Below are 23,387 nucleotides of genomic sequence, written 5' to 3' on the forward strand. Positions count from 1 at the left end.
AAGGAGAGTAATTTTATGAATAAAGACATAATAAACCTAACTAGTAATAAGTATATCTATAATATCTTGGAAAATTTAGAAATTGAAATAGACGTAGAAAAATGCCATAGCGAAATTCCAATAAAAGAACTTTTTCAAATGGCAGCAAGAGAGAATAAGATGAGAAGTTTTTTATTTGTGAGCAAGCTTTTAGGAAAGCATATACCTATAGATCCTAAAGATGGTATATACGCAGCAATGGTATTAAGGGAAACCTACAGGGATTTTCTTAATAAAAAAACATTATTTATTGGATTTTGTGAAACCGCCACAGGGCTTGCCCAAAGCGTATTTAGAAATTTTGAGGGTGATGTTTCATATATTCACACTACACGAGAAAATATTCCAGATATAGAGCCTGTGCTAGAATTTCATGAAGAACATTCTCATGCCAAAAACCATAAGATATATGCACTTGACGAAGGAATCATAAAAGATGCAGAAAAGATAATTCTTGTAGATGATGAAATTACCACAGGAAAAACCATAATAAATATAATAAATCAAATCAATGAAAGATATGGAAATACTGATTTTTCTGTATTTACTCTTTTAGACTGGAGAGATGAAAACAGTATCGATACTTATAAAAAACTTGAGCTAAAGCTTGGTAAACCTATAAAAGTACACTCACTTCTTAAAGGAAAAGTCAAGCTTAATGGAAATTTTGATTTTTCTAACAAGACTCCTCTTAATAATCAAAATAATGATTTGCAAAAAAAGCCTTATATAAAGCTTAGAAACTTTTGTATGGAGGATATTTTAGATAGAGATAAGAATGAGCATCTTCTTATTAAAAACCATATTAAAGAAACAGGAAGATTTGGAATTACAATAGAAGAAAACAAAAAATTAGAGAAAAAGCTAGAAAAAATAGGAGATTTTTTAAAAAACAAAAGAAAATATGATAAAACCCTTGTTTTAGGTACAAAAGAATTTATGTATATTCCAATGTTTACAGCAGCTTATATGGGTGAAAACATAAAATTTCAATCAACTACAATAAGCCCAATACATCCATTTGATAAAGATGAATATGGAGCAAAATCTAAAATACAGTTTGAAGACCCATGCGAAGAAGGGCAGATTAACTATTTGTATAACATTAAAAATAATGAATACGAAGAGGTATTTATTTTCCTAGAAAGAGAGATTAGTAATTTAAAAAGGATAAGTTCGATGCTAATAGAGCTTCAGAAATTGGGAATTAGGGAAGTAAATATTGTTTATTTTTTAGAAAAGGAAAAATCCTTTTCATCAGGAAGCTACGAAGATAATGATATTATATTTTTACTAAAGGATTTATCTCTTATTGAAATGGAAAAAGAAACAACTGAAAGGGAAAAAGCCATACAAGCAGGTATTCATTATTCTGAGATGCTTCCAGTTGAATATAGTCCCTCAGAAGAGTATTTAAAGCTATTTCACCGGAGTCTTGAAGAAAATAAAGATAAGGTAGCTCTAGCCACTGCAATTGTAGGTGAAAAAATAATTAAAAGAAATGGAAAAGATATAGTACTTGTATCTCTTGCAAGAGCAGGGAGCCCTATTGGAATTTTAATCAAAAAATATATTGAAGAAAAATTCAGCTATGAAGTCCCACATTACTCTATATCTATAATAAGGGGAAAAGGGCTGGATAAGAATGCAATGAAATATATACTTTCAAGACATCCTTTTAAAAAGATACAGTTTGTTGATGGTTGGACAGGCAAGGGAGCTATATCAATAGAGCTTCAAAAAAGCTGCAAAGAGCTTAGTGAAGAACTAAATGTAGAGCTTGATAGCACATTGGCAGTTTTGTCAGATACTGGAGGGTGCAGCAGTCTTTATGGAACTAGAGAGGATTTTTTAATTCCAAGCTCTTGTCTTAACTCTACTGTCTCTGGACTTATGAGTAGAACTGTTCATCGAAAAGATTTGATTGGAGAAGACGATTTTCATGGAGGAAAATTTTACAAAGAACTTCTTGAAGAGGATCTTTCAAGATATTTTATTGAAGAGATAACTTCTCAATTTTCAAAGTACAAAGCTATTGACCCTTCCTTTATTTCAGAAGAAGAATCCATACATTGGCATGGAATGAAAAGTGTAAAAATGATTGGAGAAACATATGGAATAAAGGATACTAATCTTATAAAACCAGGAATTGGAGAAACTACTAGAGTGCTACTTCGGAGGATACCTTGGAAAGTATTAATCAAAAACCCTAAAAATGAAAACTTAAAGCATATACTGCTACTTGCAAAGGAAAGAGATGTAGAGGTGGAAATCTTTGATGATATGTATTATGAATGCTGCGGTATAATCAAAGATTTGAAAGGAGAATAAGTATTGATTTTTTTTAGCGATCTTGACAACACCTTAATTTTTGGCAAAAGATGGACTTTAAATTCCGATATAGACAGTATTGTTGGAGTTGAAAGAAAAGACGAATTAGAAATAGCCTATATGACTAATAAAGGATATGAACTTTTAAAAGAACTTTCACAAAATCTCAACTTTATTCCTACAACCGCAAGAACCATAGAGCAGTATAAGAGAATTCACATTTTTAAAAAATCGATAAAAGTAAAATATGCAATAATGACGAATGGAGGAAATATATTAATAGATGGAGATATAGATAAAGATTGGCAAAAGAGAATGAATATAAAAATAAAAAACTCTCTAGGGCAAGAGGAAGGGAAAGAAATTGCCACAAAAATAATAGGAATAGAAAGCATAAAAAATTTGAAAACAGCGGATAATATATACTTTTATGCTGTATTAAAAAAAGCCTTGAGTGAAGAGATAATCAATGAACTAAAAGAATACTTTAATCCAAAGGGAGTAAGTGTTAAAAATGTTGGAAAAAAAGTTTATTTTATCCCATTTGGAGTAGATAAGCATAAGGCTTGTGTTTATCTTAAAGATTTAATTGGAGAGAATGATTATTTTTCGGCAGGAGATTCTATAATGGATGAAAATATGCTTTTGAATTCAGAACTTGGTTTTATACCAGCATCTGGAGGGTTATCGATTCAAGAAGAAATTTGTAATCTGAAAAATATAAAAATATCGCATGAAAGCGGACCCAAAACCTCAGAATATATATTAGAATATCTACTTGAAAAAGCTAAATCAAAGAAATTTAATAAAATTCTTTAAATTTATATTTGTTATTTTTAAAACACATTGGGTAGATATAATTTAATATAATTAAATATTAGATTGACAATAAGTTAATTATGACATACTATATTTTATATAATATGTCATAATGAAGGAGGGGAATTCCATACAATTTAGTGAACGCCAGCAAAGAATAATTGATATAGTCAAAGAGCACCAGCCAATTACAAGTGAGCAAATTGCAAGCATGATTGGACTTACAAGGGCTACACTAAGACCGGATCTTTCCATATTAACCATGAGTGGGCTTCTTGATGCCAGACCCAAAGTGGGATATTTTTATACAGAAAATACAATGAAATCCCATGAATTAAGAGAGATATCTACACGAAAAGTAGGAGATGTGATGAGCGTTCCTGTAATAGTAGAAGAAAGTAACTCAATTCACAATACAATAGTAACTATGTTTTTAGAAGATGTAGGTTCCATTTTTATCACAGATGGGAAGTACCTTACTGGAGTTGTATCAAGGAAAGATCTTCTTAAAAATGCTCTAGGAGGTTCGGATATAAATAATATTCCTGTAAGCATGGCTATGACTAGAATGCCAAATATAATATATGCAAAGGCAGATGAAACTGTTGTGGATGCTACAAGAAAGATAATAGAGCATGAGATTGACAGTATTCCAGTTGTAATTTCTGGAAAAGAAGGAAATCTGGAAAAATTAATTGTAATAGGAAGATTTTCAAAGACTAATATTGCAAGACTATTTATGGAAGTAGCTCAGTAATTTATAAATATATATGGAGGTGCTAATGGATCGTTTTTTTGTATATATTATTTCAGACTCATTAGGAGAGACTGGAGAACAAGTCGCTAAGGCAGCAATTTCTCAGTTTGAAGTTGATAATTATGAAATAAAAAGATTTCCTTTTGTTTTAAATTTAAAGTTTTTAAGCGAGATTCTCGAAGACGCTAAAACTCAAAATTCAGTAATTTTCTATACACTGGTAGATAAGGAGTTTGTGGAGTATATTAAGGAGTTTAGCCAAGAGCATAATATGATTACTGTAGATCTTCTTAGCCCATTGATTAAGTCTATAGAAAAAGCAACTGGACTTCCACCAGCTCTTGAACCTGGAATGATAAGAAAGCTTGACGAGACTTATTTTAAAAGAGTAGAAGCTATAGAATTTGCTGTTAAATACGATGACGGAAAGGATCCTAGAGGACTTTTAAAAGCAGATGTAGTAATTCTTGGAATCTCAAGAACCTCTAAAACCCCTCTTTCTATGTATCTTGCAAACAAAAATATAAAGGTGGCGAATGTTCCTTTAGTTCCCGAATCTATACCGCCAAAAGAAATATATGATGTACCAGCAAAAAGGGTTATAGGACTTACTAATTCGCCTATGAAACTCAATGAAATCAGAGAAGAAAGATTAAAAGCACTGGGGCTTCCTAAAGGCTCTAGTTATGCAAGTATGGAAAGAATACTAGATGAAATAGATTATGCTGAAAAAATAATGAAAAAAATTGGATGTCCTATTATAGACGTTTCAACAAAGGCTATTGAAGAAACAGCAGAGATAATCATTAGTCTTTTGAAAAAAAACGGAATAAAAATTCTTAAGGATTAATTATGCTGAGGGGGTAAAATTATGTCAGAGAAGTATGTTTATAGCTTTCATGAAGGTTCAAAGGAAATGAAATCTCTTCTTGGGGGAAAAGGTGCAAATCTTGCAGAGATGACAAATATTGGACTGAATGTTCCACCAGGGTTTACAATTTCAACAAAGGCATGTATTAGATTCAATGATGAAAAAGGAAAGCTTTGGGAGGAACTTATAAATGAGATAAATATCCATTTAAAGGAAGTGGAAGTAAAGCTTGGAAAGACGTTTTCTGACAAACAAAATCCTCTTCTTTTTTCAGTAAGATCTGGTTCTGTTTTTTCTATGCCTGGAATGATGGATACTGTACTGAATCTTGGACTTAATGATGATTCTGTAATAGGTCTTGCAAACTCCACTGGAAATGAAAGATTTGCATATGACAGTTATAGAAGATTTATTCAGATGTTTTCCGATGTTGCTATGGGAATACCAAAGGTTAGATTTGAATCAATCTTAGAAGAAATGAAAGAAAAAAAAGGCGTGACAGAGGATACTCAGCTTGATGCAAGTGATCTCAAGACCTTAGTTGAAGAATATAAAAAGGTATACTTAGAGGAAAAAAGAGAAGAGTTTCCTCAAAACCCTATAACCCAGCTAAATCTTGCAATAAAAGCTGTATTTGAATCATGGGAAAATCCAAGAGCAGTAATATATAGAAAAATACACAGTATCCCTCATGACCTTGGTACAGCAGTAAATGTCCAGTCTATGGTGTTTGGAAATATGGGTGAAACATCAGGAACAGGTGTTGCATTTACAAGGAGTCCTTCTGATGGGGAGAATAAATTATTTGGAGAGTTTTTATTAAATGCTCAGGGAGAGGACGTTGTTGCTGGAATAAGGACTCCAAGAGAAATCTCAGAGCTTAAGGGTATAATGCCAGATGTATATAAAGAATTTGAGGATGCAGTAGATAAGCTTGAAAAGCATTATAAGGATATGCAGGATATAGAATTTACAATAGAAAATGGCAAGCTTTATTTCCTTCAAACAAGAACAGGGAAAAGGACTGCAAAAGCCGCCATTAATATAGCTGTAGATTTAGTAGAGGAAGGCCTTATAAAGAAAGAAGAGGCGATACTAAGAATAGAGCCTGAGCAGCTTGATCATCTACTTCACCCTACTTTCAAGGCAGAAGCTCTCAAAAATTCTGAAGTTATAGCTAAGGGGCTTCCAGCTTCACCAGGTGCGGCATCAGGAAAAGTATATTTCCATGCAGCAGATGTTGTAAAGGCTAAGGCTAGGGGAGAAGCATGCATACTTGTAAGACAAGAAACTTCTCCAGAGGATATTGAGGGAATGGTAGCTGCTGAAGGAATACTAACTGCAAGGGGAGGAATGACTTCTCATGCGGCAGTTGTAGCTAGAGGTATGGGTAAATGCTGCGTAGCTGGCTGTAGCGAGATTAGAGTAGATGAAGAAAACAAGGTAATAAAGGCAAAAGGCATGGTAATAGTAGAGGGAGATTTTATTTCTCTAGATGGAAGTGCGGGAAATGTATATCTTGGAAAAATAGAAAAAGTGAATCCTGAAATGAGCGGAAACTTCGAGAATTTTATGGCATGGACTGATTCTATAAGAACTCTAAAAGTAAGAACAAATGCAGATACTCCTAAGGACGCTGCTCAAGCTGTAGCCTTTGGGGCAGAAGGAATAGGTCTTTGCAGGACAGAGCATATGTTCTTTGATGAGCATAGAATCCCAGCTGTTAGAAGAATGATTGTATCAAATACACTGGAGGAAAGAAAGAAAGCCCTTGATGAGCTTCTTCCTATTCAGAGACAGGATTTTTACGAGATATACAAGGCGATGGGAGATAGACCTGTTACTGTAAGGCTTCTTGATCCACCACTGCATGAGTTTCTTCCGAGTAAGGACGAAGACATAAAATCTCTTGCTTCATCTATGGATATAGATTTTGAGGACTTAAAGGATAGAATAGAAGACCTTGCAGAATTTAATCCTATGCTTGGTCACAGAGGATGCAGACTTGCAGTTACCTATCCTGAAATATATAGAATGCAGACGAGAGCAATAATAGAAGCTGCAATTGATATCAAAAACGAGGGATTTGAAGGAATGTATCCAGAGATAATGATTCCTCTTATAGGTGATATCAAAGAATTAAAGTACGTTAAAAACGAAATCGAAGAAGAAATTAAAATGGTATTTGAAGAAAGAGGACAAGATATTAGATATATGATTGGTACTATGATAGAAGTACCTAGAGCCTGCGTGACATCAGATAAAATCGCTGAAGAAGCAGAATTTTTCAGCTTCGGAACCAACGACCTTACTCAAATGGGATTTGGTTTTTCAAGAGATGATTCAGGAAGGTTTTTAGCGGAATATGAGGATAAGGGAATTTTCGAAAAGAGTCCTTTTGAAGTAATAGACAGAGACGGAATAGGGAAACTTATGGAAATTTCAGTAGATCTTGGTAGAAAGGCTAGAAAAGATCTAAAACTCGGAATATGTGGAGAACACGGTGGAGAGCCTTCTTCAATTGAGTTTTGTCATCACCTTGGACTTGATTATGTATCCTGCTCACCGTATAGAGTTCCTATAGCAAGACTTTCTGCTGCTCAAGCTGCTCTTAAAGAAAAGCACAACTTCCAAAGAGATAAATAGAGGAAATAAGACTGCGTAAATAATAAGATTCTATGGGATAGCCAAAGGCTATCCCATAGTTATGAATGAAAATAAATGTTAAACAATAAATATACGCTAAAAAAGCTGATTTTTTCTCATAATATGATAAAATAGTTTAGTATATAGTAAAAAATGTTGCGGGAGGTTACAAAGTGAAAAAAATTGATGAAAGATCAATAAATACTATCAGGTTTTTATCTGTTGATGCAGTAAATAAGGCAAACTCAGGTCATCCAGGACTGCCAATGGGGGCTGCTCCTATGGCCTATACAATATGGAGTAAATTTTTAAGATTATCTCCAAGCAATCCAAAGTGGGAAAATAGAGATAGATTTGTTTTATCAGCAGGACATGGTTCAATGCTTCTTTATTCAATGCTTCATTTATTTAACTACGATTTGTCAATGGATGAGCTGAAGAACTTTAGACAGCTAGATAGTAAGACTCCAGGACATCCAGAGGTTGGACATACTGAAGGTGTAGAAACTACCACTGGACCCCTTGGTCAAGGTTTCGCAAATGCTGTAGGTATGGCGATAGCAGAAAAACACCTAGGGTCAAAGTTCAACACAAACAAACACAATATAGTAGATCATTATACTTATTGTATAGCTGGTGACGGAGATATGATGGAGGGCATCACTTATGAGGCAGCTTCCATAGCAGGCACATTAAAGCTAGATAAGCTTATTGTACTTTATGATGACAATAAGATAACTATAGATGGTGGGACAGATATATCTTTTAGCGAAGATGTTAAAAAGAGATTTGAGTCTCAAAATTGGAACGTACAAGTAATAAAAGATGGCAATGATATAGGTCAAATTAGAAAAGCAATACTAAAAGCTCAAAAATCAAACGGAAAACCAAATCTTATAATGGTAAAAACAATTATCGGATTTGGAAGCCCAAATAGAGCTGGAACTTCGAAGGCTCATGGTGCACCTCTTGGAAAAGAAGAAGCAGAGCTTACAAGAAAAGCTTTGGGCTGGGAGCATGAAGAGTTTGAAATCCCAGAGGATGTAAGAAAGCATTTTGAAAAGCTTACAAAAAAGAAAGACAAGGAAATGAAAGCTTGGCAAGATATGCTTATAGATTATGCAAAAGAAAACCCAGAGTTATACAAAGAATGGAAAAACTGGCACAGCCTTGAGGTGCCAACATCTCTTCTTGAAGACAAAGCAATTTTTGGTCCTGATTCAGGAGATATTGCTACAAGGTCTGCTGGTGGAGAAATATTAAACAATATAGCTAAGCACATACCTAATATAATGGGAGGGTCTGCTGACCTTAATGAATCTACAAAGACATATATAAAATCTCAGGGAGATTTCTTAAGTGATGCTTTAGGTTCAAACCTGTTCTTTGGTATCAGAGAGCATGCAATGGGAGCCATTGTAAATGGAATTACTCTTCATGGTGGATTAAGAAGCTTTGGTTCTACATTCCTTGTTTTTTCTGATTATATGAGAACACCAATAAGACTTGCTTCTCTTATGAATATTCCATCACTGTTTATATTTACACATGATTCTATAGGAGTAGGAGAAGACGGCCCTACTCATCAGCCTGTAGAGCATGTTTCTTCTTTAAGAAATATACCTGGAATTAGCGTATGGAGGCCAGCGGATTATAAGGAATCTGCCTATGCATATATCGAAGCCATGAAAAAGACAGATGGTCCTAGCGTTATGGCTCTAACAAGACAAAATCTTCCTGTAATCAAAGAAGTTACAGCAGGTGCACAAAGAGGAGGATATATACTCTCTAAAGAAGATAAGGATTCTCCAGATATAATCCTTATGGGATCAGGTTCAGAAGTTAATCTACTTCTTGAAGCAAAAAAAGTTTTAAAAGAAGATAAAATAGATGCTAGAGTAGTTTCAATGCCAAACATGAATATATTCGAAGCGCAGGATAAGGAGTACAAAGAAAGTGTGCTTCCAAAAACCGTAAAAGCTAGAGTTTCTGTAGAGGCAGGAGTTACAACCGACTGGTACAAGTACCTAGGATTTGAAGGTAGAGCTATAGGTATGGATACATTTGGTGCTTCAGCTCCTATTGATAAGGTAATGGAAAGATTTGGATTCACAGTTGAAAACATTGTAAAGACATCGAAAGAGATTATTTAAAATCTTTTTAAATATAAAGCCGGGCATATGCTCGGCTTTATTGTTGAGAGGAATATTTCTATATGCTATAATCTTTTAAACGCAAAGATTTGGGGGGCAAAAATGAAAAAATTTCTAATAATAGATAGTTCTATTCTTCCACCTGTATATGAAAAAGTGGTAGAAGCAAAGGAGCTTTTAAGAACTGGAAAAGCAAAAGGAATTACAGATGCAGTGAAACAGCTAAGCATTAGTAGAAGTACTTTTTACAAATATAAAGACTATGTATTTAGCGTATCTCAAGGAATGATAGGAAATAAAGCCACAGTTTCTTTTTTGCTTAATCACGAAACAGGAGTTTTATCAGCTATTTTAAATCTTTTAGCAGAAAAAAAAGCAAATGTGCTTACTATAAGTCAGGATATACCTATAAACAAAATTGCAAATCTGTCCATAACCTTTGAAATGTCAAATCTTACGGTTGATATGGAAATGCTACTAGATTTATTAATGAAAGTGAAAGGTGTCGTTAAAGCGGAACTTATTGCTATGGAGTAGTAAAGTTTAAAGTGCTTACTTTAGGGGGTTATTCACTTGATTTTAATGATAGATAATTTTGATTCTTTTTGCTACAACATTTATCAGTACATAAAAGAACTTGGAGAAGATATAAAAGTATTTAGAAATGATTCTATTACAATAGATGAAATTCAAGAGTTATCTCCTGAAATGATTTTAATCTCCCCTGGGCCATCAAGCCCAAAAGAAGCTGGTATTTCTATGGAGGCTATAGAGGCCTTCAAAGGAAAAATTCCAATTCTTGGGGTATGCCTAGGTCATCAAGCTATTGGTGAAGTTTTTGGCGGTAAGGTAGTCAAGGCAAAAAGGCCTGTTCATGGACACGTATATCCCATAAATCATGATAAAAAAGGTGTGTATAGTGGAATTAATTCACCCCTTAATGTAACTAGATATCACTCTCTTATAATAGAAAGAGACACTTTGCCTAGCTGCCTTGAAATCACATCGGAGACAATTGATGGGGAAATAATGGGAGTAAGGCATAAGACTTATCTCATTGAAGGGGTTCAGTTTCATCCGGAAGCAATCTTAACGGAAAAGGGACATGAGATTTTTCAAAACTTTATAGTCATGGCCAGGAGGAAAAAATGATTATAGAATTAAATACATCACTTGAGGCTATAGATTTATATGATTTAATTAAAGAGGAGCCATATAGTTTTATACTTGAAAGCTCCCTTTACAATGAAAGATATGGAAGATATACGGTGATATCCTCATCCCCATTTGAAATATTAAAATATGAAAATGACGAAGAATGTATAGATAAATTTAAAGATGTTATGTCAAACTACAAATCTTCCGTTAAGGGTGAACTTCCTTTTTACGGGGGAGCTGTAGGATATATATCTTATGATACTGGAAGATATTTTGAGGATATAGATACATTAGCTAAAGCGGATATAAATATTCCGGATATATATTTTGGCCTTTATGACTGGGCTTTTGTAGTCGACCATAAGGCTAATAAAACCTATATTGTATCTCCTGAGATTGATATTGAAAAAGAAAAAAATATATTGGAAAAACGAAAAAAACAGGTATATGAAGCAGTGAAAACAGTTTATAAGTTCGAGCCTGACGAAAAAATCCTACTAAAAGGGAATATGACTAAAGAATATTATCTTTCTGCCATAGAAAAGGTAAGGGAATATATAAGAATAGGTGATATATATCAGGCTAACTTTACCCAAAGATTTGAAGGCGAGACTTCTAGAACAGGGTATGATATATATAGAAAACTAAGAGAAGTAAGCCCTACAATCTTCGGAGGTTTTTTAGATTTTAAGGATGTTGAAATAATCTCCAATTCTCCAGAGCGATTTTTAGAGTTAAAAAACAATACTTTAGAAACACGACCTATAAAAGGAACGAGGCCAAGGGGAAAAACAATTGAAGAAGACCAAAAATTAAAGCAGGAGCTTTTAAATAGCTCAAAAGACAAGGCAGAGCTTCTGATGATAGTTGATCTTGAGAGAAATGACCTTGGAAGGGTATCGAAAATTGGAACTGTAAAAGTACCAGAGCTTTTTGTAATAGAAGAGTATGCAAGTGTTAATCACCTTGTAGCTACAGTGAAATCAGAGCTTGATGAAAACAAGGATATCTTCGATGTCATAAAAAATACTTTTCCAGGAGGCTCTATAACTGGAGCTCCTAAAATTAAAGCAATGCAGGTTATAGAAGAGTTAGAGCCAACTAGAAGGAATGTATATACTGGTTCTATTGGGTATATTGGATTTAATCAAAATTCAGATTTTAATATAGCGATTAGAACCATATTAAAAAAAGAAAAATTCATAACCTTTCAAGTAGGTGGCGGAATAACTTACGACTCGAGTGCTGAAGATGAATATATGGAATCTCTTCATAAGGCTAGATCTATCGTAAAAGCGTTAAATGGGACGATTGAAAATGAAGACTTTATATAGCAGCGAAATTAGCTGGGAAAATGAAATAGTAAAGTTTGGAATTGGACTTTTCGAGACTATGGCATTTAGGAATAATAATATTTTATTTTTAGATGAGCATATAAATAGATTAACAAAATCATCTTTAGAACTGAAAATTGGGGAAAATCATATAGAAAGTGCAACTAGGCAATTAAAAAAATCAACGAAAACATTAAATAAAACTAAGGCTATACGCCTTACTCTTTCAAATAGTGGTTACGCTATAGAAGAAAGGGATATACCATATGATATCTCACATTACAAAAGAGGTTTTAAGCTTTGGGTTTATCCATACAAAAGAGGAGAAAATCCTTACTATAGGTATAAAACAACGTCCTATATGGAAAACTATTATGCTAGAAATACGGCAAAATCTAAAGGCTTTGATGATGCTGTTTTTATTGACTACGAGAACCACATACTGGAGTGTTCAAGCTCTAATATTATTTTTAGAAAAGATAATACCTTTATTTTACCATCATTTTCAAAGCCTATACTTAAAGGTATAGCTGTTACTAAAGTAATAGAGGAGCTTAATAAAGATTTTAAAATAATAGAAAAAAATATACCCATGAATGATATTAAGGTTATGGATGAGGCCTATGTCTGCAATAGCCTTCTTGGCATTATGCCAGTTAGTTCTATAGAATCCAAGGATTTTTCTTTTGATTTTAGCTTATCCATAAAGATAAATAATAAAATTTTTCAAATCTAAAGATTAAATGAGGGAATTAATTTATGGATAAGAATAAGATTATTGATATAATTTTTGAAACATATACATCAAGGGAAAAAACACGGCTTATATTTTTGACAGGATCCTCTAAAAACTTAGTTTTTGATGAAACAAAAGATATAGACGTTTTTGTAATTGATGACTATACTGATAAGCAGTTTAGAGAAATAAAAAAAATATATGGATTTGAGTTCGACATCAATATAATTTCAGAGAAACTTGCCCGCTCTCTTATCAAAAATAAGGAAGGGTTTATGATAAAAGCAATTTTAGAGTCCAATCCTATATGGGGAGAGAAGGATATCTATAATAGCCTTAAAGACATGGTTTGAAATTTTTATTTTTTAGAATCGGAGGAAATAAAAAAATGAAGGTTAAGAAAATGGATACATTAAAAATAGAAAATGCAGTAAGAGATATACTTGAAGCCATTGGAGAAGACCCAAATAGAGAGGGACTATTAGACACCCCAAAAAGAATAGCTAAAATGTATGAAGAAATCTTTAGTGGACTTCACGAAAATCCAAAAGATCATCTTCAAATATTTTTCCAAGAAGAAAACCATGAAGAAATGGTAATAGTAAAGGATATTTCTTTTCATTCTGTGTGTGAGCATCATCTTGTTCCTTTCTTTGGAAAAGCTCATGTAGCATATATTCCTAAAGGGGGAAAACTTACAGGCCTTTCAAAGCTAGCAAGAGTTGTGGAAACTGCTGCAAGAAGACCCCAGCTTCAAGAAAGGATAGCAAAAACCGTTGCTGAATCAATAATGGAAGTTCTAAAACCTCATGGGGTTCTTGTAGTGCTTGAAGGGGAGCATATGTGTATGACGATGAGGGGAATAAAAAAGCCTGGCTCAAAAACCATAACATCCTCTGTAAGAGGTATATTTGAAACAGATGCAGCTACAAGAGCAGAAGCTTTAAGTCTTATTAACTCAAGGTAGGTGACCTATGTTTAATTTTGGATCTAAGACATATATTATGGGGATATTAAATGTGACTCCAGATAGCTTTTCTGATGGAGGAGACTTCACTGAAATAGATAGTGCTGTAAATAGAGCAATAAAAATGAAGCAAGAGGGAGCAGATATAATTGATATAGGAGCCGAATCTACAAGACCAGGCTCTATAGAGGTAGATGAAGAAACAGAGATAAAAAGACTGATACCAGTAATATCTGAGATTTCAAAGTCTGGAGACTTACTTATATCTGTAGATACTTATAAGGCAAAGGTAGCAGAGCTTGCCCTTGATAATGGTGCTAAGATTATAAATGATGTCTGGGGACTTCAAAGAGATAAAGATATGGCAAGAGTTGCAGCAGAGAGAAACTGCCCTGTAATAGTGATGCATAATCAAATAGAAGCTATATATAAAAAAGATATAATGGAGTCTATAAAAGACTTTTTCCATGAAACAATGGATATTGCATTTAAAGCAGGCATAAAAAGAGAGAATCTAATAATAGATCCAGGTCTAGGTTTTGGAAAGACCTCTGAACATAATATAGAGATAATGGGCAGATTAAGTGAACTAAAAGAATTGAATTTTCCTATACTACTTGGAGCATCTAGAAAATCTATGCTAGGAAAAATTTTAGACCTTCCCCCGAAAGAAAGAGTAGAGGGAACCATAGCAACAACGGTAATTGGAATAATGCAGGGTGTAGATATAGTAAGGGTGCATGATGTTAAGGAAAATTTGAGGGCATCTATGGTTGCTGATGCAATCTACAGGAGGAAGGTATAGTGGATAAAATAACTCTTAAGGATTTGAGTTTTTTTGGGTACCATGGGGTGCTAGAAGAGGAAAAAGTTCTTGGACAAAAATTTTTTATAGATATAGACCTATATCTTGATTTAAAAGAAGCTGGATTATCTGACAATCTTCATAAATCTGTAAGCTATGCTGAAGTTTATGAGGTTGCTAAAAAACATTGTCAGGAAAAAAGATATGATTTATTGGAAGCTTTAGCTGAAAATATATCAAAGGAAATATTTAAAGAATTTAAAAAAATCAAATCAGTAAAAATAAAAATAAAAAAGCCTGAAGCACCAGTAAAAGGTATATTTGAGTATATGGGAATTTCCATAAAAAGATCAAGAGGAGACTATAAAGATGAGTAGGGTTTATCTATCCTTAGGAAGCAACATAGGAGATAGGGCTGGTTATCTTAATAAAGGAATCAAAAAAATAGATGAGATAGAAAACTGTGAAGTAGTAAAAATATCAAAATTTTATGAAACCTTACCTTGGGGTTATGAAAATCAGGATACCTTTGTAAATGCCTGCATAGAAATCAGCACCTCATTGAGCCCTCATGAGCTTTTAAAGAAGCTTCAGGAGATAGAGATTAATCTTCATAGAGTTAGGGATATAAGGTGGGGTCCTAGGACTCTTGATATTGACATACTTTTATTTGATGATATAATCGTTGAGGACGAAAAATTGATAATTCCTCACCCTAGGATTAAGGAAAGGGCCTTTGTCTTAGTTCCTTTATATGAAATTAATCCGGAAGGTTTTATTGAGGGTGAAAAAATAAAAGATATTTTAGGAAATTTAGATACTCAGGGTATAAAGGAGTACGAAGTATAATGCTATCAAAAATGCTCAGCAATATAAAAAAACCTATAATAGGAAGTTCTTTGGATATGTCTAAGGAAAAACTTATAATAGGTGGACCTTGTGCTATAGAATCCTATGAACAATTAAAAGAGACTGCAGTATTTATTAAAAGCTTAGGTGTAAACGTTCTTAGAGGTGGAGCTTATAAGCCAAGAACTTCTCCATTTTCTTTTCAGGGAATGAGAAAAGAAGGGCTTGATATCCTAGTATCAGTGAAAAGAGAAGTTGGGATAATGGCTATAACTGAAGCTATAGATGAAAGAAGCCTTGAAGAAGTCTATGAAGTTTCAGATATAATTCAAATAGGTTCAAGAAATATGCAAAACTTCTCACTTCTTAGTGAGGCAGGGAAATTAAATAAGCCTGTGCTCCTAAAAAGAGGAATGTCTGCTACAATAAAAGAATGGGTTAATGCAGCAGAATATATAGCAAAAGAAGGTAATACAGATATAATAATGTGTGAAAGAGGAATAAGAACATTTAACGACTATACCAGAAATACCCTGGATTTATCTGCAGTTCCAATCATAAAGCAGGAAACTGGGCTTTCTATCATAGTTGATCCAAGCCATGGAACTGGAAAAAGAAATTTAATTAAGCCGATGTCTTTAGCGGCTATGGCATGTGGGGCAGATGGACTCATAATAGAAGTGCATCCTGACCCTTCAAGAGCACTATCTGATGGGGAACAGTCTTTAAATTTTAAAGATTTCACAGACTTAGTTAAAGCCTTAAGAGGATGAGGTATTCTCATCCTTTTCTTTTCTTTATAAATTCCCTCAAAATTTTAGAATTTTCAAATGAAGGAAAAATAGTTTTTATGGAGAATATTAATTTAAAGGCCCTTTATGTTAGTAAGGAGGGTTAGTTTTTATGTCGAATATAGATGACAACTTCATAGAAGAGATAAAATCTAAAAGCAATATAATAGATGTCATATCCTCATACCTGCAGCTTAATAAGAGTGGTGAGAATTTTAAAGGCCTTTGCCCATTCCATAACGAAAAGACGCCATCTTTTATGGTAAGTGAAAAAAAGCAGTATTACAAGTGTTTTGGGTGCGGTGAAGGAGGAGATGTCATTTCTTTTTTGATGAAAAAAGAGAATTTAGATTTTATGGACGCTCTTAAAATTCTTGCAGAAAAAGCTATGATAAAATGGCCTGATGAAGAAATGAGTATAGAATATAAGGAACTTGCAAAACTAAGAGATAGAATATTTAATATCCATATAGAGGCTGCAAGATTTTATTTTTCTTTGCTTTGGTCAAACAAGGATAATTCACTGTCATACATAAAAAAAAGAGGCCTTTCTGATAAAAATATAAAAAGATTTGGGCTTGGATATGCTCCTAAGGATGGGTCATTAGGAAAGTATTTAGACTCTAAAGGCTACATAAAAGAAGAACTGCTGGAAAGCGGCTTATTTGTTGAGCGGTCAGGGAAAGTTCGGGAAAGATTTTTTTCAAGGCTTATGTTTCCAATATTTGATGTCAGAGGAAAGGTGATTGCATTTGGAGGAAGAGTCTTAGGTGATGGACTTCCAAAATATCTGAATTCCTCAGATACGAAGATATTTCATAAAAAAGAACAGCTATATGGCTTAAATATAGCCAAAGCCAGTTCAAGTAATGGCTTTATTCTGACTGAGGGGTATATGGATGTAATTAGCCTTCATCAATATGGATTTACTTCGGCGATTGCTTCATTAGGAACATCTCTTACGAAAGATCAGGCTCTAGCCATAAAAAAGTATACAGACAAAGTATATATCTGCTATGACTCTGACGAAGCGGGAATCAATGCTACATTAAGAGCTATAGAGGTACTTTTGAAGACGGATATCTCTCCATATATAGTTGATATCAATCCCCACAAGGATCCAGATGACTATCTGTCAAAGGAAGGGGAGGCAAAGTTTCGGGCTACTCTAAAGAATGCCTATTCAAGTTTGAGATTTAAAGTTGAATATATAATGAAAAAACATGACATAAATAATGATAAAGGCCAAATTGATTTTATAAAAGAAGTGGCTGATATCTTAAAAATACATAATAGTCCTGTAGAGGTTGAAAAAGAAATACTGAGGATATCCAAGATTACAAATATATCTGTAAAGGCTTTAGGGAGTGAGGTATATGGAAAGTACTTTAGTCCAAAGCAGTTTCAAACTCAGGAGACAAAGAATGATTCAAATATAACTCACAATATACCCAAAATCGAAAAAATAAATGTTACAAAATCAAATGGGATAGAAAATGAAAAGGCATTGATTTTTTCAATTCTTAGAAATCAAGAGGCTTTAGATATAGCAATTAGAATTTTGGAGCCAGAGGATTTTTGCTATGAAGAAACTCAAAATATTTTTGCTGAGCTGGTTTCTAAAGATAATAATAAAAACATAATTGAAAAAGAATTTATGGGGAATAATATATATGAAGCATTATCTACAAATGAAATATATTCTCTGGTGATTTTATTGAAAAAAAATTCTTTAAAAATAAAAATAGAAAAACTTCAAACTGAGCAAAATAGCTTAAATCCAAATGATGAGTCTGATTTCAAAAGAATACTTGAAATTGGAATGGATGTTATTGAACTGCAAAAGGAATTAGATAGATTATAAAGGAAAGTTATTTAAGGAGTGATTTGTTTGGATAAGGATATAAAACAAGAAAATAAACTTGCCATAAAAAATTTGGTGGACAAAGGGAAGAAAGAAGGTACTTTGACATTTGATCAAATTTCGGAGGCACTTGGAGATATAGAGCTTGATAAAGACCAAATAGAAAACATGTATGAGACACTTGCCCAAATGGGAATTGATGTGATTGAAGAAAATGCAAAAGATCCTATTGAAACGGTACTAAAAGGGAAAGTAGATAGTGTTATAGAAGAGGATGAAGATGAGGAAGAAGAAGCCGTTGTCCTTGATTTATCAATCCCCAAAGGGATATCTATTGATGACCCTGTTAGAATGTACCTTAAAGAAATAGGTAAAATTCCTCTTTTGTCCGCAGAGGAAGAAATAGATCTTGCTCATCGCATGGAAGATGGAGATGAAGAGGCAAAGAAAAAATTAGTGGAAGCAAATCTAAGACTAGTTGTATCTATTGCAAAAAGATATGTTGGGAGAGGTATGTTATTTCTTGACTTGATTCAAGAAGGAAATCTAGGTCTTATAAAGGCTGTAGAGAAATTTGACTATAAAAAGGGATTCAAGTTCTCTACATATGCTACCTGGTGGATTAGACAGGCAATAACAAGAGCGATAGCAGATCAGGCAAGAACTATAAGGATACCTGTGCATATGGTAGAGACTATAAATAAGCTTATAAGGGTTCATAGACAGATACTTCAAGAACTTGGGAGAGATCCGAAACCAGAAGAACTTGCAAAAGAAATGGATATGCCAGAGGAAAAAATCAGAGAAATAATGAAGATTGCCCAGGAACCTGTTTCTCTTGAAACACCTATAGGTGAAGAGGAAGATAGTCATCTAGGGGACTTCATTCCTGATGATGATGCCCTTGCTCCAGCAGAAGCAGCGGCTTACTCTCTACTAAAGGAGCAACTTGAAGATGTTCTTCATACTTTAAACGAGAGAGAGCAGAAGGTATTAAAATTAAGATTTGGACTTGAAGATGGTAGAGCAAGAACGCTGGAAGAGGTAGGCAAAGAGTTCGATGTTACAAGAGAAAGAATCAGACAAATAGAAGCAAAGGCATTGAGAAAATTAAGACATCCAAGCAGATCAAAAAAACTTAAGGATTATTTAGACTAAGGATTATTTAACTAAGTACAATTGAAAGATTCGCTATGGCGAATCTTTTTAATTACTATGAGATAAAGGAGAATAAGATGTTAAGTGCAAGACTTAGTAAAATTTTAGAAAAAATTCCTTCCTGTGATATTCTTGCAGATATTGGGACTGATCATGGGTATATACCACTTGAAGCAATAAAAGCAAATAAATGTAAGCACGCTATAGCTTCAGATGTAAGCAAAGGTTCACTGGAAAAGGCAATAAACCAAGTGAATCTTTCCAAACTTAATTCCGTTATAGACACTAGGTTGGGAAGTGGATTAAAAATACTAAATGAAGATGAAGCAGATGTGTTAGTGATAGCTGGCATGGGTGGAATACTAATCAAAGAAATATTAAAGGATGACTACGACAAGAAGTTCAAAGTAAAAAATCCTACCATGATTTTTCAACCAGTTCAGTTTCCGGAAAGCTTAAGAAAATATCTTATCGAAAATAATTTTGAAATAATAGATGAAGATTTGGTTGAAGACGATAAAATAATATACAATATTATCATTAGCAAAAAAGGATTAGGTGAAAAAACAGATAGCTGGAATGACATGGACTTTGAATTTGGTAAAATAAATATAGAAAAAAAACATCCACTTCTCTTGAAGTTATTAGACAGAAAAATAAATGAACAGAAAAAAATAATTCACAAGCTAAAGGATGCAGAAGGGGAAAATATATCTTCCAGACTTGAAGAAGTGGAGACTCTTCTTTATAAATTCAAGGAGCTGAGAAAATGTTGCTTTCAGAAATAGTTAAAATCTTAGACGAAGCATTAAAGATAGAAATTGCATATGAATGGGATAATGTTGGGCTTTTAGTAGGAGATAAAGAAAAAAACATAAAAAAAATAATGCTAACACTGGAAATTACAAAAGAGACTATAGATGAGGCAAAGAAAAATTCCATTGATCTTATAATATCTCATCATCCATTAATTTTTAAGGCTCTAAAAACTATAACTACAGACCATGAAAAATCGAAATATATCATTGATGCCATAAAAAATGATATAGCGATTTATAGTAGCCATACAAATTTTGATATGCTTTCAGGTGGATTAAATGATTACGTTGCCGATTTATTAGAGCTTGAGGATACGACTGCTTTAGTATATGAGACATCTCAAGAATTTGGCATAGGAAGGATAGGGAAATTAAAGACAAAAATGGATATCAATGAATTTTCAAAATATGTTATTAAAAAGCTGAATCTTTCAGATGTAAAAATTGTTAGAGGAAGTGATAAAAATATAGAAAAGGTTGGAGTTGTTAATGGAGCTGGTATAGAGTACTGGAAAGAAGCGAAAGCATTGGGATGTGACATATATATCACTGGAGATGTGAAATATCATGAAGCACAAGATATAAAAGAAGCTGGGATGAGTATAATAGACGCAGGACATTTTGGGACCGAAAAACATTTTAATGTTGCAATGAAAAATTTTTTGAGAAATATTTTATCTAAAGATATTGAAATTTATAATAGTACTTCTATGGAAGATCCGTTTTTAGCTATTCAGGCTTGAAGAGAGGATGGTTTTCTTGGATATTTTGAAGAGGATAGACAAAGGATATATACTTGTGGAAAAAGCCAAATCAAAAGCCAGTGAGATATCCAATGATATACACCTAATAGAGCTGGAAAAGAAAATAAATCGATTGAAAGAAAAAGAAGCATGCATGCGGAGTCGAATTGATTTTGAAAGAAACAAACTTATGGAAAAGGAAAATCAATTGGCGGATTTAGACAAAAGACTATTAAACATAGTGGAAGAGATATATGAAACAGAAATAACTGACAAAGACAAGTTAGAAGTTTTAAAGAAAATGGAAAGTGAAATGAAGAGCCAAAGAGAAGAAATACAAAATTTGATTCTTGAGGATTTTACAAAAATAGACAGATATATTAATGATTTAAATTTATTTAAATATAGATACAATACCTTTGAAGAACGTGTATCAAAAATCCGTATAGCTAATTATGAAAAAATTATATACTTAGATGAAAAAATAAAATCTATGGAAAAGAAAATTAGAAAACTTAGGAAGATGGCCGAGCCTGAGCTTCTTAAAATGTATGATAGAAAAAGAGAAGTATGCAAAATAGTTTTTTCAAAAATAGAAGATAAAACTTGTAGTTTATGTAAATCAGAGGTACCAGAACCTATTTTATTAAATGCTTGTGATTCAAAAAAAATAGTTGAATGCGGAAACTGCAAAAGAATACTTTTTATGGAGGAAACCTTAAAATATGATGACAACCCTTTTCAGTGATGGTGGCTCGAGGGGAAATCCCGGTGAAGCAGCTATAGGATATGTTATAAAACAAAATGATAAAACCTTGTATACGCGAGGTGAGTTAATTGGCATAGCTACCAATAACTATGCTGAGTATATAGCGCTCCTTCAAGGAACACAAAAAGCAATTTTACTTGGGGCAAAAAACCTAAATATTTACATGGATAGCGAACTAATTGTAAAGCAGATTAAAGGAGAATATAAAGTTAAAAATGAAGAACTAAAACAAGTATATTTAAAAGTGATTGAAGAATTCAAAAAGCTTGAGAGTTATAATATAACCCATATAAAAAGAGAGCTTAACAAAGAGGCTGACAAGGCACTCAACATTGCCTTAGATACTAAAGAGATTTATGAAAAAAGCTTTGTCTTAGATAATGAAGTGACAATAAATGAACAAGACTTTTTTGAGGAAATTAAAAAGGATATGTTAGATAATGGTTTTGAAAATATCGAAATAAATGTTAATGATGATTTAATAATAATTAGTGTTTCAAAAAGTCAGTTAATAGACTTTTTAAATAGTAAGGTTTGTAGTAAAACCAAAAAAAGACTGATTGAACTTGGTTATAAACGTATTACAGTTGAGATATAATGAAAATTACTATTTAAAGTACTTAAAAAAGATTGGAGATTTAATTATGAAGTATGAACTTATTGCACCATGTCTTTTTGGAATGGAATCTACGGTTTCTTTTGAACTTAAAAATCTTGGGATTAAGGTTCTAAAGGTATCCGATGGAAGAGTAACCTTTGAGGGCGATGAATTTACAATTGCAAAGGCGAATCTATCCCTTAGAACAGCTGAAAGAGTGCTAGTAAAGGTTGGGGAATTCAAGGCATATAGCTTTGAAGATTTGTATCAAGGGATGCTTTCTTTGCCATTTGAAAAATATATAGAAAAAGATTCTGCATTTCCTGTAGCTAAGGCTAAAACAATAAAAAGTAAGCTTTTTTCAGTTCCTGACATACAATCTGTTGCAAAAAAAGGTGTAGTTGAAAGATTAAAATTAAAGCATAGGGTTACAGAACTTCCAGAAACCAAAGAAATACATCCTATTAATATCTTTATAAATAAGGATGTAGTGGAAGTTACGATAGATACGACAGGTCCGGCTCTTCATAAACGAGGATATAGAGAAAAATCTGGTGGAGCTCCAATTAGAGAGACCCTTGCTGCTTTTATGGTGATGCTTACTCCTTGGAGACCAGGAAGGTATCTTGTGGACCCAATGTGCGGCTCAGGGACAATTCTTATTGAGGCAGCTCTTATTGGGGCAAATATAATGCCTGGAATAAATAGAAACTTTACAGGAGAAAATCTTTCCTTTATTCCAAAAAGAGTATGGAAAGAAGAAAGAGAAGAGGCCCTTAGACTAGAAAACGATGTGGATTTTAAGATAAAAGGATATGATATCGATGAGGAGGTAATAGAAATTGCAAAAGAAAATGCAGAAATTGCTGGAGTGGGCCATCTTATAGATTTTGAAGTCAGAGATATTAAGGATTTTGAAGAAACAGAAGAATATGGATTCATTATTACTAATCCGCCATATGGAGAAAGACTTGGCTCAGAAGATGAGATAAATGAAATATATAACATTTTAAAAGAAAATTTCAAAAAACTCAAAAACTGGTCTTATTATATAATAACTACAATGGAAGACCTTGAAAGTACCTTGGAAATACCTTTCCAAAAGAACAGAAAGCTTTATAATGGTATGCTAAAAAGCTATTATTATCAATATTTAGGACCAAAACCTCCAAAGAAATGAT

The 23,387-nt window shown here is 33.2% G+C and carries 23 protein-coding genes; all 23 read left to right on the forward strand.

Going from position 1 to position 23,387, the window contains the following annotated elements:
• The first annotated feature begins 15 nt into the window (after positions 1 to 15).
• The 23 genes from J2Z35_RS00760 (at position 16) to J2Z35_RS00870 (ending at position 23,386) form a co-directional block, all read left to right on the forward strand.
• Positions 16 to 2,370: a phosphoribosyltransferase gene (locus tag J2Z35_RS00760; RefSeq protein WP_209658334.1), complete on the forward strand. Its 2,355-nt coding sequence runs from the start codon at positions 16 to 18 to the stop codon at positions 2,368 to 2,370.
• Between the two features lie 3 nt (positions 2,371 to 2,373).
• Positions 2,374 to 3,189, forward strand: a complete 816-nt coding sequence (locus tag J2Z35_RS00765; RefSeq protein WP_209658335.1) for an HAD family hydrolase — start codon at positions 2,374 to 2,376, stop codon at positions 3,187 to 3,189.
• Between the two features lie 112 nt (positions 3,190 to 3,301).
• Positions 3,302 to 3,946, forward strand: a complete 645-nt coding sequence (locus J2Z35_RS00770) for a CBS domain-containing protein (RefSeq protein WP_209658337.1) — start codon at positions 3,302 to 3,304, stop codon at positions 3,944 to 3,946.
• Between the two features lie 25 nt (positions 3,947 to 3,971).
• On the forward strand, positions 3,972 to 4,796 hold the full coding sequence (locus J2Z35_RS00775; protein ID WP_209658339.1) for a pyruvate, water dikinase regulatory protein: 825 nt from the start codon (positions 3,972 to 3,974) through the stop codon (positions 4,794 to 4,796).
• Between the two features lie 21 nt (positions 4,797 to 4,817).
• Positions 4,818 to 7,463, forward strand: a complete 2,646-nt coding sequence (ppdK, locus tag J2Z35_RS00780) for a pyruvate, phosphate dikinase (RefSeq protein ID WP_209658341.1) — start codon at positions 4,818 to 4,820, stop codon at positions 7,461 to 7,463.
• Between the two features lie 173 nt (positions 7,464 to 7,636).
• Complete coding sequence (gene tkt / locus J2Z35_RS00785; protein ID WP_209658343.1) at positions 7,637 to 9,616, forward strand: transketolase; 1,980 nt, start codon at positions 7,637 to 7,639, stop codon at positions 9,614 to 9,616.
• A gap of 102 nt (positions 9,617 to 9,718) precedes the next feature.
• Complete coding sequence (locus tag J2Z35_RS00790) at positions 9,719 to 10,153, forward strand: ACT domain-containing protein (protein ID WP_209658344.1); 435 nt, start codon at positions 9,719 to 9,721, stop codon at positions 10,151 to 10,153.
• A gap of 36 nt (positions 10,154 to 10,189) precedes the next feature.
• Positions 10,190 to 10,768 carry an anthranilate synthase component II gene (locus J2Z35_RS00795; protein ID WP_209658346.1) on the forward strand — a complete coding sequence of 193 codons (579 nt, stop codon included), beginning with the start codon at positions 10,190 to 10,192 and terminating at the stop codon, positions 10,766 to 10,768.
• Positions 10,765 to 12,108, forward strand: a complete 1,344-nt coding sequence (gene pabB / locus J2Z35_RS00800; protein WP_209658348.1) for an aminodeoxychorismate synthase component I — start codon at positions 10,765 to 10,767, stop codon at positions 12,106 to 12,108. The genes J2Z35_RS00795 and pabB overlap by 4 nt, the downstream gene beginning before the upstream one ends.
• On the forward strand, positions 12,092 to 12,844 hold the full coding sequence (locus J2Z35_RS00805; protein WP_209658350.1) for an aminotransferase class IV: 753 nt from the start codon (positions 12,092 to 12,094) through the stop codon (positions 12,842 to 12,844). Before pabB ends, J2Z35_RS00805 begins: the two co-directional genes overlap by 17 nt.
• Positions 12,845 to 12,867: 23 nt before the next feature.
• On the forward strand, positions 12,868 to 13,197 hold the full coding sequence (locus tag J2Z35_RS00810) for a hypothetical protein (protein ID WP_209658352.1): 330 nt from the start codon (positions 12,868 to 12,870) through the stop codon (positions 13,195 to 13,197).
• Positions 13,198 to 13,232: 35 nt separating this feature from the next.
• The gene (folE, locus tag J2Z35_RS00815) at positions 13,233 to 13,811 is read left to right on the forward strand and encodes a GTP cyclohydrolase I FolE (RefSeq protein ID WP_245330688.1); all 579 of its coding nucleotides are present in this window, start codon (positions 13,233 to 13,235) and stop codon (positions 13,809 to 13,811) included.
• Between the two features lie 7 nt (positions 13,812 to 13,818).
• On the forward strand, positions 13,819 to 14,616 hold the full coding sequence (folP, locus tag J2Z35_RS00820) for a dihydropteroate synthase (RefSeq protein WP_209658353.1): 798 nt from the start codon (positions 13,819 to 13,821) through the stop codon (positions 14,614 to 14,616).
• Entirely contained in the window at positions 14,616 to 14,993 is a 378-nt protein-coding gene (gene folB / locus J2Z35_RS00825) for a dihydroneopterin aldolase (RefSeq protein WP_209658355.1), read from the forward strand. The genes folP and folB overlap by 1 nt, the downstream gene beginning before the upstream one ends.
• Positions 14,986 to 15,465, forward strand: coding sequence for a 2-amino-4-hydroxy-6-hydroxymethyldihydropteridine diphosphokinase (folK, locus tag J2Z35_RS00830; protein ID WP_209658357.1), 480 nt, complete (start codon positions 14,986 to 14,988; stop codon positions 15,463 to 15,465). Before folB ends, folK begins: the two co-directional genes overlap by 8 nt.
• On the forward strand, positions 15,465 to 16,238 hold the full coding sequence (aroF, locus tag J2Z35_RS00835; protein WP_209658359.1) for a 3-deoxy-7-phosphoheptulonate synthase: 774 nt from the start codon (positions 15,465 to 15,467) through the stop codon (positions 16,236 to 16,238). The genes folK and aroF overlap by 1 nt, the downstream gene beginning before the upstream one ends.
• A gap of 130 nt (positions 16,239 to 16,368) precedes the next feature.
• Complete coding sequence (gene dnaG / locus J2Z35_RS00840) at positions 16,369 to 18,120, forward strand: DNA primase (RefSeq protein WP_209658361.1); 1,752 nt, start codon at positions 16,369 to 16,371, stop codon at positions 18,118 to 18,120.
• Between the two features lie 27 nt (positions 18,121 to 18,147).
• Positions 18,148 to 19,278 carry an RNA polymerase sigma factor RpoD gene (rpoD, locus tag J2Z35_RS00845; RefSeq protein WP_209658363.1) on the forward strand — a complete coding sequence of 377 codons (1,131 nt, stop codon included), beginning with the start codon at positions 18,148 to 18,150 and terminating at the stop codon, positions 19,276 to 19,278.
• 35 nt (positions 19,279 to 19,313) lie between these two features.
• The gene (locus tag J2Z35_RS00850) at positions 19,314 to 20,066 is read left to right on the forward strand and encodes a tRNA (adenine(22)-N(1))-methyltransferase (RefSeq protein ID WP_209658365.1); all 753 of its coding nucleotides are present in this window, start codon (positions 19,314 to 19,316) and stop codon (positions 20,064 to 20,066) included.
• A complete protein-coding gene (locus J2Z35_RS00855; RefSeq protein ID WP_209658367.1) occupies positions 20,048 to 20,839 on the forward strand; it encodes a Nif3-like dinuclear metal center hexameric protein in 792 nt (263 codons plus the stop codon). The genes J2Z35_RS00850 and J2Z35_RS00855 overlap by 19 nt, the downstream gene beginning before the upstream one ends.
• A 16-nt stretch (positions 20,840 to 20,855) precedes the next feature.
• Complete coding sequence (locus J2Z35_RS00860) at positions 20,856 to 21,587, forward strand: hypothetical protein (protein ID WP_209658368.1); 732 nt, start codon at positions 20,856 to 20,858, stop codon at positions 21,585 to 21,587.
• Positions 21,565 to 22,206: a ribonuclease HI family protein gene (locus J2Z35_RS00865; RefSeq protein ID WP_209658370.1), complete on the forward strand. Its 642-nt coding sequence runs from the start codon at positions 21,565 to 21,567 to the stop codon at positions 22,204 to 22,206. Before J2Z35_RS00860 ends, J2Z35_RS00865 begins: the two co-directional genes overlap by 23 nt.
• A gap of 46 nt (positions 22,207 to 22,252) precedes the next feature.
• The gene (locus tag J2Z35_RS00870; protein WP_209658373.1) at positions 22,253 to 23,386 is read left to right on the forward strand and encodes a THUMP domain-containing class I SAM-dependent RNA methyltransferase; all 1,134 of its coding nucleotides are present in this window, start codon (positions 22,253 to 22,255) and stop codon (positions 23,384 to 23,386) included.
• Position 23,387 lies beyond the last annotated feature (1 nt).

The organism is Acetoanaerobium pronyense, assembly GCF_017874355.1.
GTDB lineage: Bacteria > Bacillota > Clostridia > Peptostreptococcales > Filifactoraceae > Acetoanaerobium > Acetoanaerobium pronyense.

What these genes read in the sequence shown, in the direction of transcription:
- folK (WP_209658357.1), top strand. Translation starts at nt 14,986, where the DNA reads ATGAGTAGGGTTTATCTATCCTTAGGAAGCAACATAGGAGATAGGGCT.
- J2Z35_RS00790 (WP_209658344.1), top strand. Translation starts at nt 9,719, where the DNA reads ATGAAAAAATTTCTAATAATAGATAGTTCTATTCTTCCACCTGTATAT.
- J2Z35_RS00850 (WP_209658365.1), top strand. Translation starts at nt 19,314, where the DNA reads ATGGCGAATCTTTTTAATTACTATGAGATAAAGGAGAATAAGATGTTA.
- J2Z35_RS00810 (WP_209658352.1), top strand. Translation starts at nt 12,868, where the DNA reads ATGGATAAGAATAAGATTATTGATATAATTTTTGAAACATATACATCA.
- J2Z35_RS00760 (WP_209658334.1), top strand. Translation starts at nt 16, where the DNA reads ATGAATAAAGACATAATAAACCTAACTAGTAATAAGTATATCTATAAT.
- folP (WP_209658353.1), top strand. Translation starts at nt 13,819, where the DNA reads ATGTTTAATTTTGGATCTAAGACATATATTATGGGGATATTAAATGTG.
- J2Z35_RS00855 (WP_209658367.1), top strand. Translation starts at nt 20,048, where the DNA reads ATGTTGCTTTCAGAAATAGTTAAAATCTTAGACGAAGCATTAAAGATA.
- J2Z35_RS00775 (WP_209658339.1), top strand. Translation starts at nt 3,972, where the DNA reads ATGGATCGTTTTTTTGTATATATTATTTCAGACTCATTAGGAGAGACT.
- J2Z35_RS00770 (WP_209658337.1), top strand. Translation starts at nt 3,302, where the DNA reads ATGAAGGAGGGGAATTCCATACAATTTAGTGAACGCCAGCAAAGAATA.
- J2Z35_RS00805 (WP_209658350.1), top strand. Translation starts at nt 12,092, where the DNA reads ATGAAGACTTTATATAGCAGCGAAATTAGCTGGGAAAATGAAATAGTA.
- aroF (WP_209658359.1), top strand. Translation starts at nt 15,465, where the DNA reads ATGCTATCAAAAATGCTCAGCAATATAAAAAAACCTATAATAGGAAGT.
- folE (WP_245330688.1), top strand. Translation starts at nt 13,233, where the DNA reads ATGAAGGTTAAGAAAATGGATACATTAAAAATAGAAAATGCAGTAAGA.
- ppdK (WP_209658341.1), top strand. Translation starts at nt 4,818, where the DNA reads ATGTCAGAGAAGTATGTTTATAGCTTTCATGAAGGTTCAAAGGAAATG.
- pabB (WP_209658348.1), top strand. Translation starts at nt 10,765, where the DNA reads ATGATTATAGAATTAAATACATCACTTGAGGCTATAGATTTATATGAT.
- dnaG (WP_209658361.1), top strand. Translation starts at nt 16,369, where the DNA reads ATGTCGAATATAGATGACAACTTCATAGAAGAGATAAAATCTAAAAGC.
- J2Z35_RS00865 (WP_209658370.1), top strand. Translation starts at nt 21,565, where the DNA reads ATGATGACAACCCTTTTCAGTGATGGTGGCTCGAGGGGAAATCCCGGT.
- J2Z35_RS00870 (WP_209658373.1), top strand. Translation starts at nt 22,253, where the DNA reads ATGAAGTATGAACTTATTGCACCATGTCTTTTTGGAATGGAATCTACG.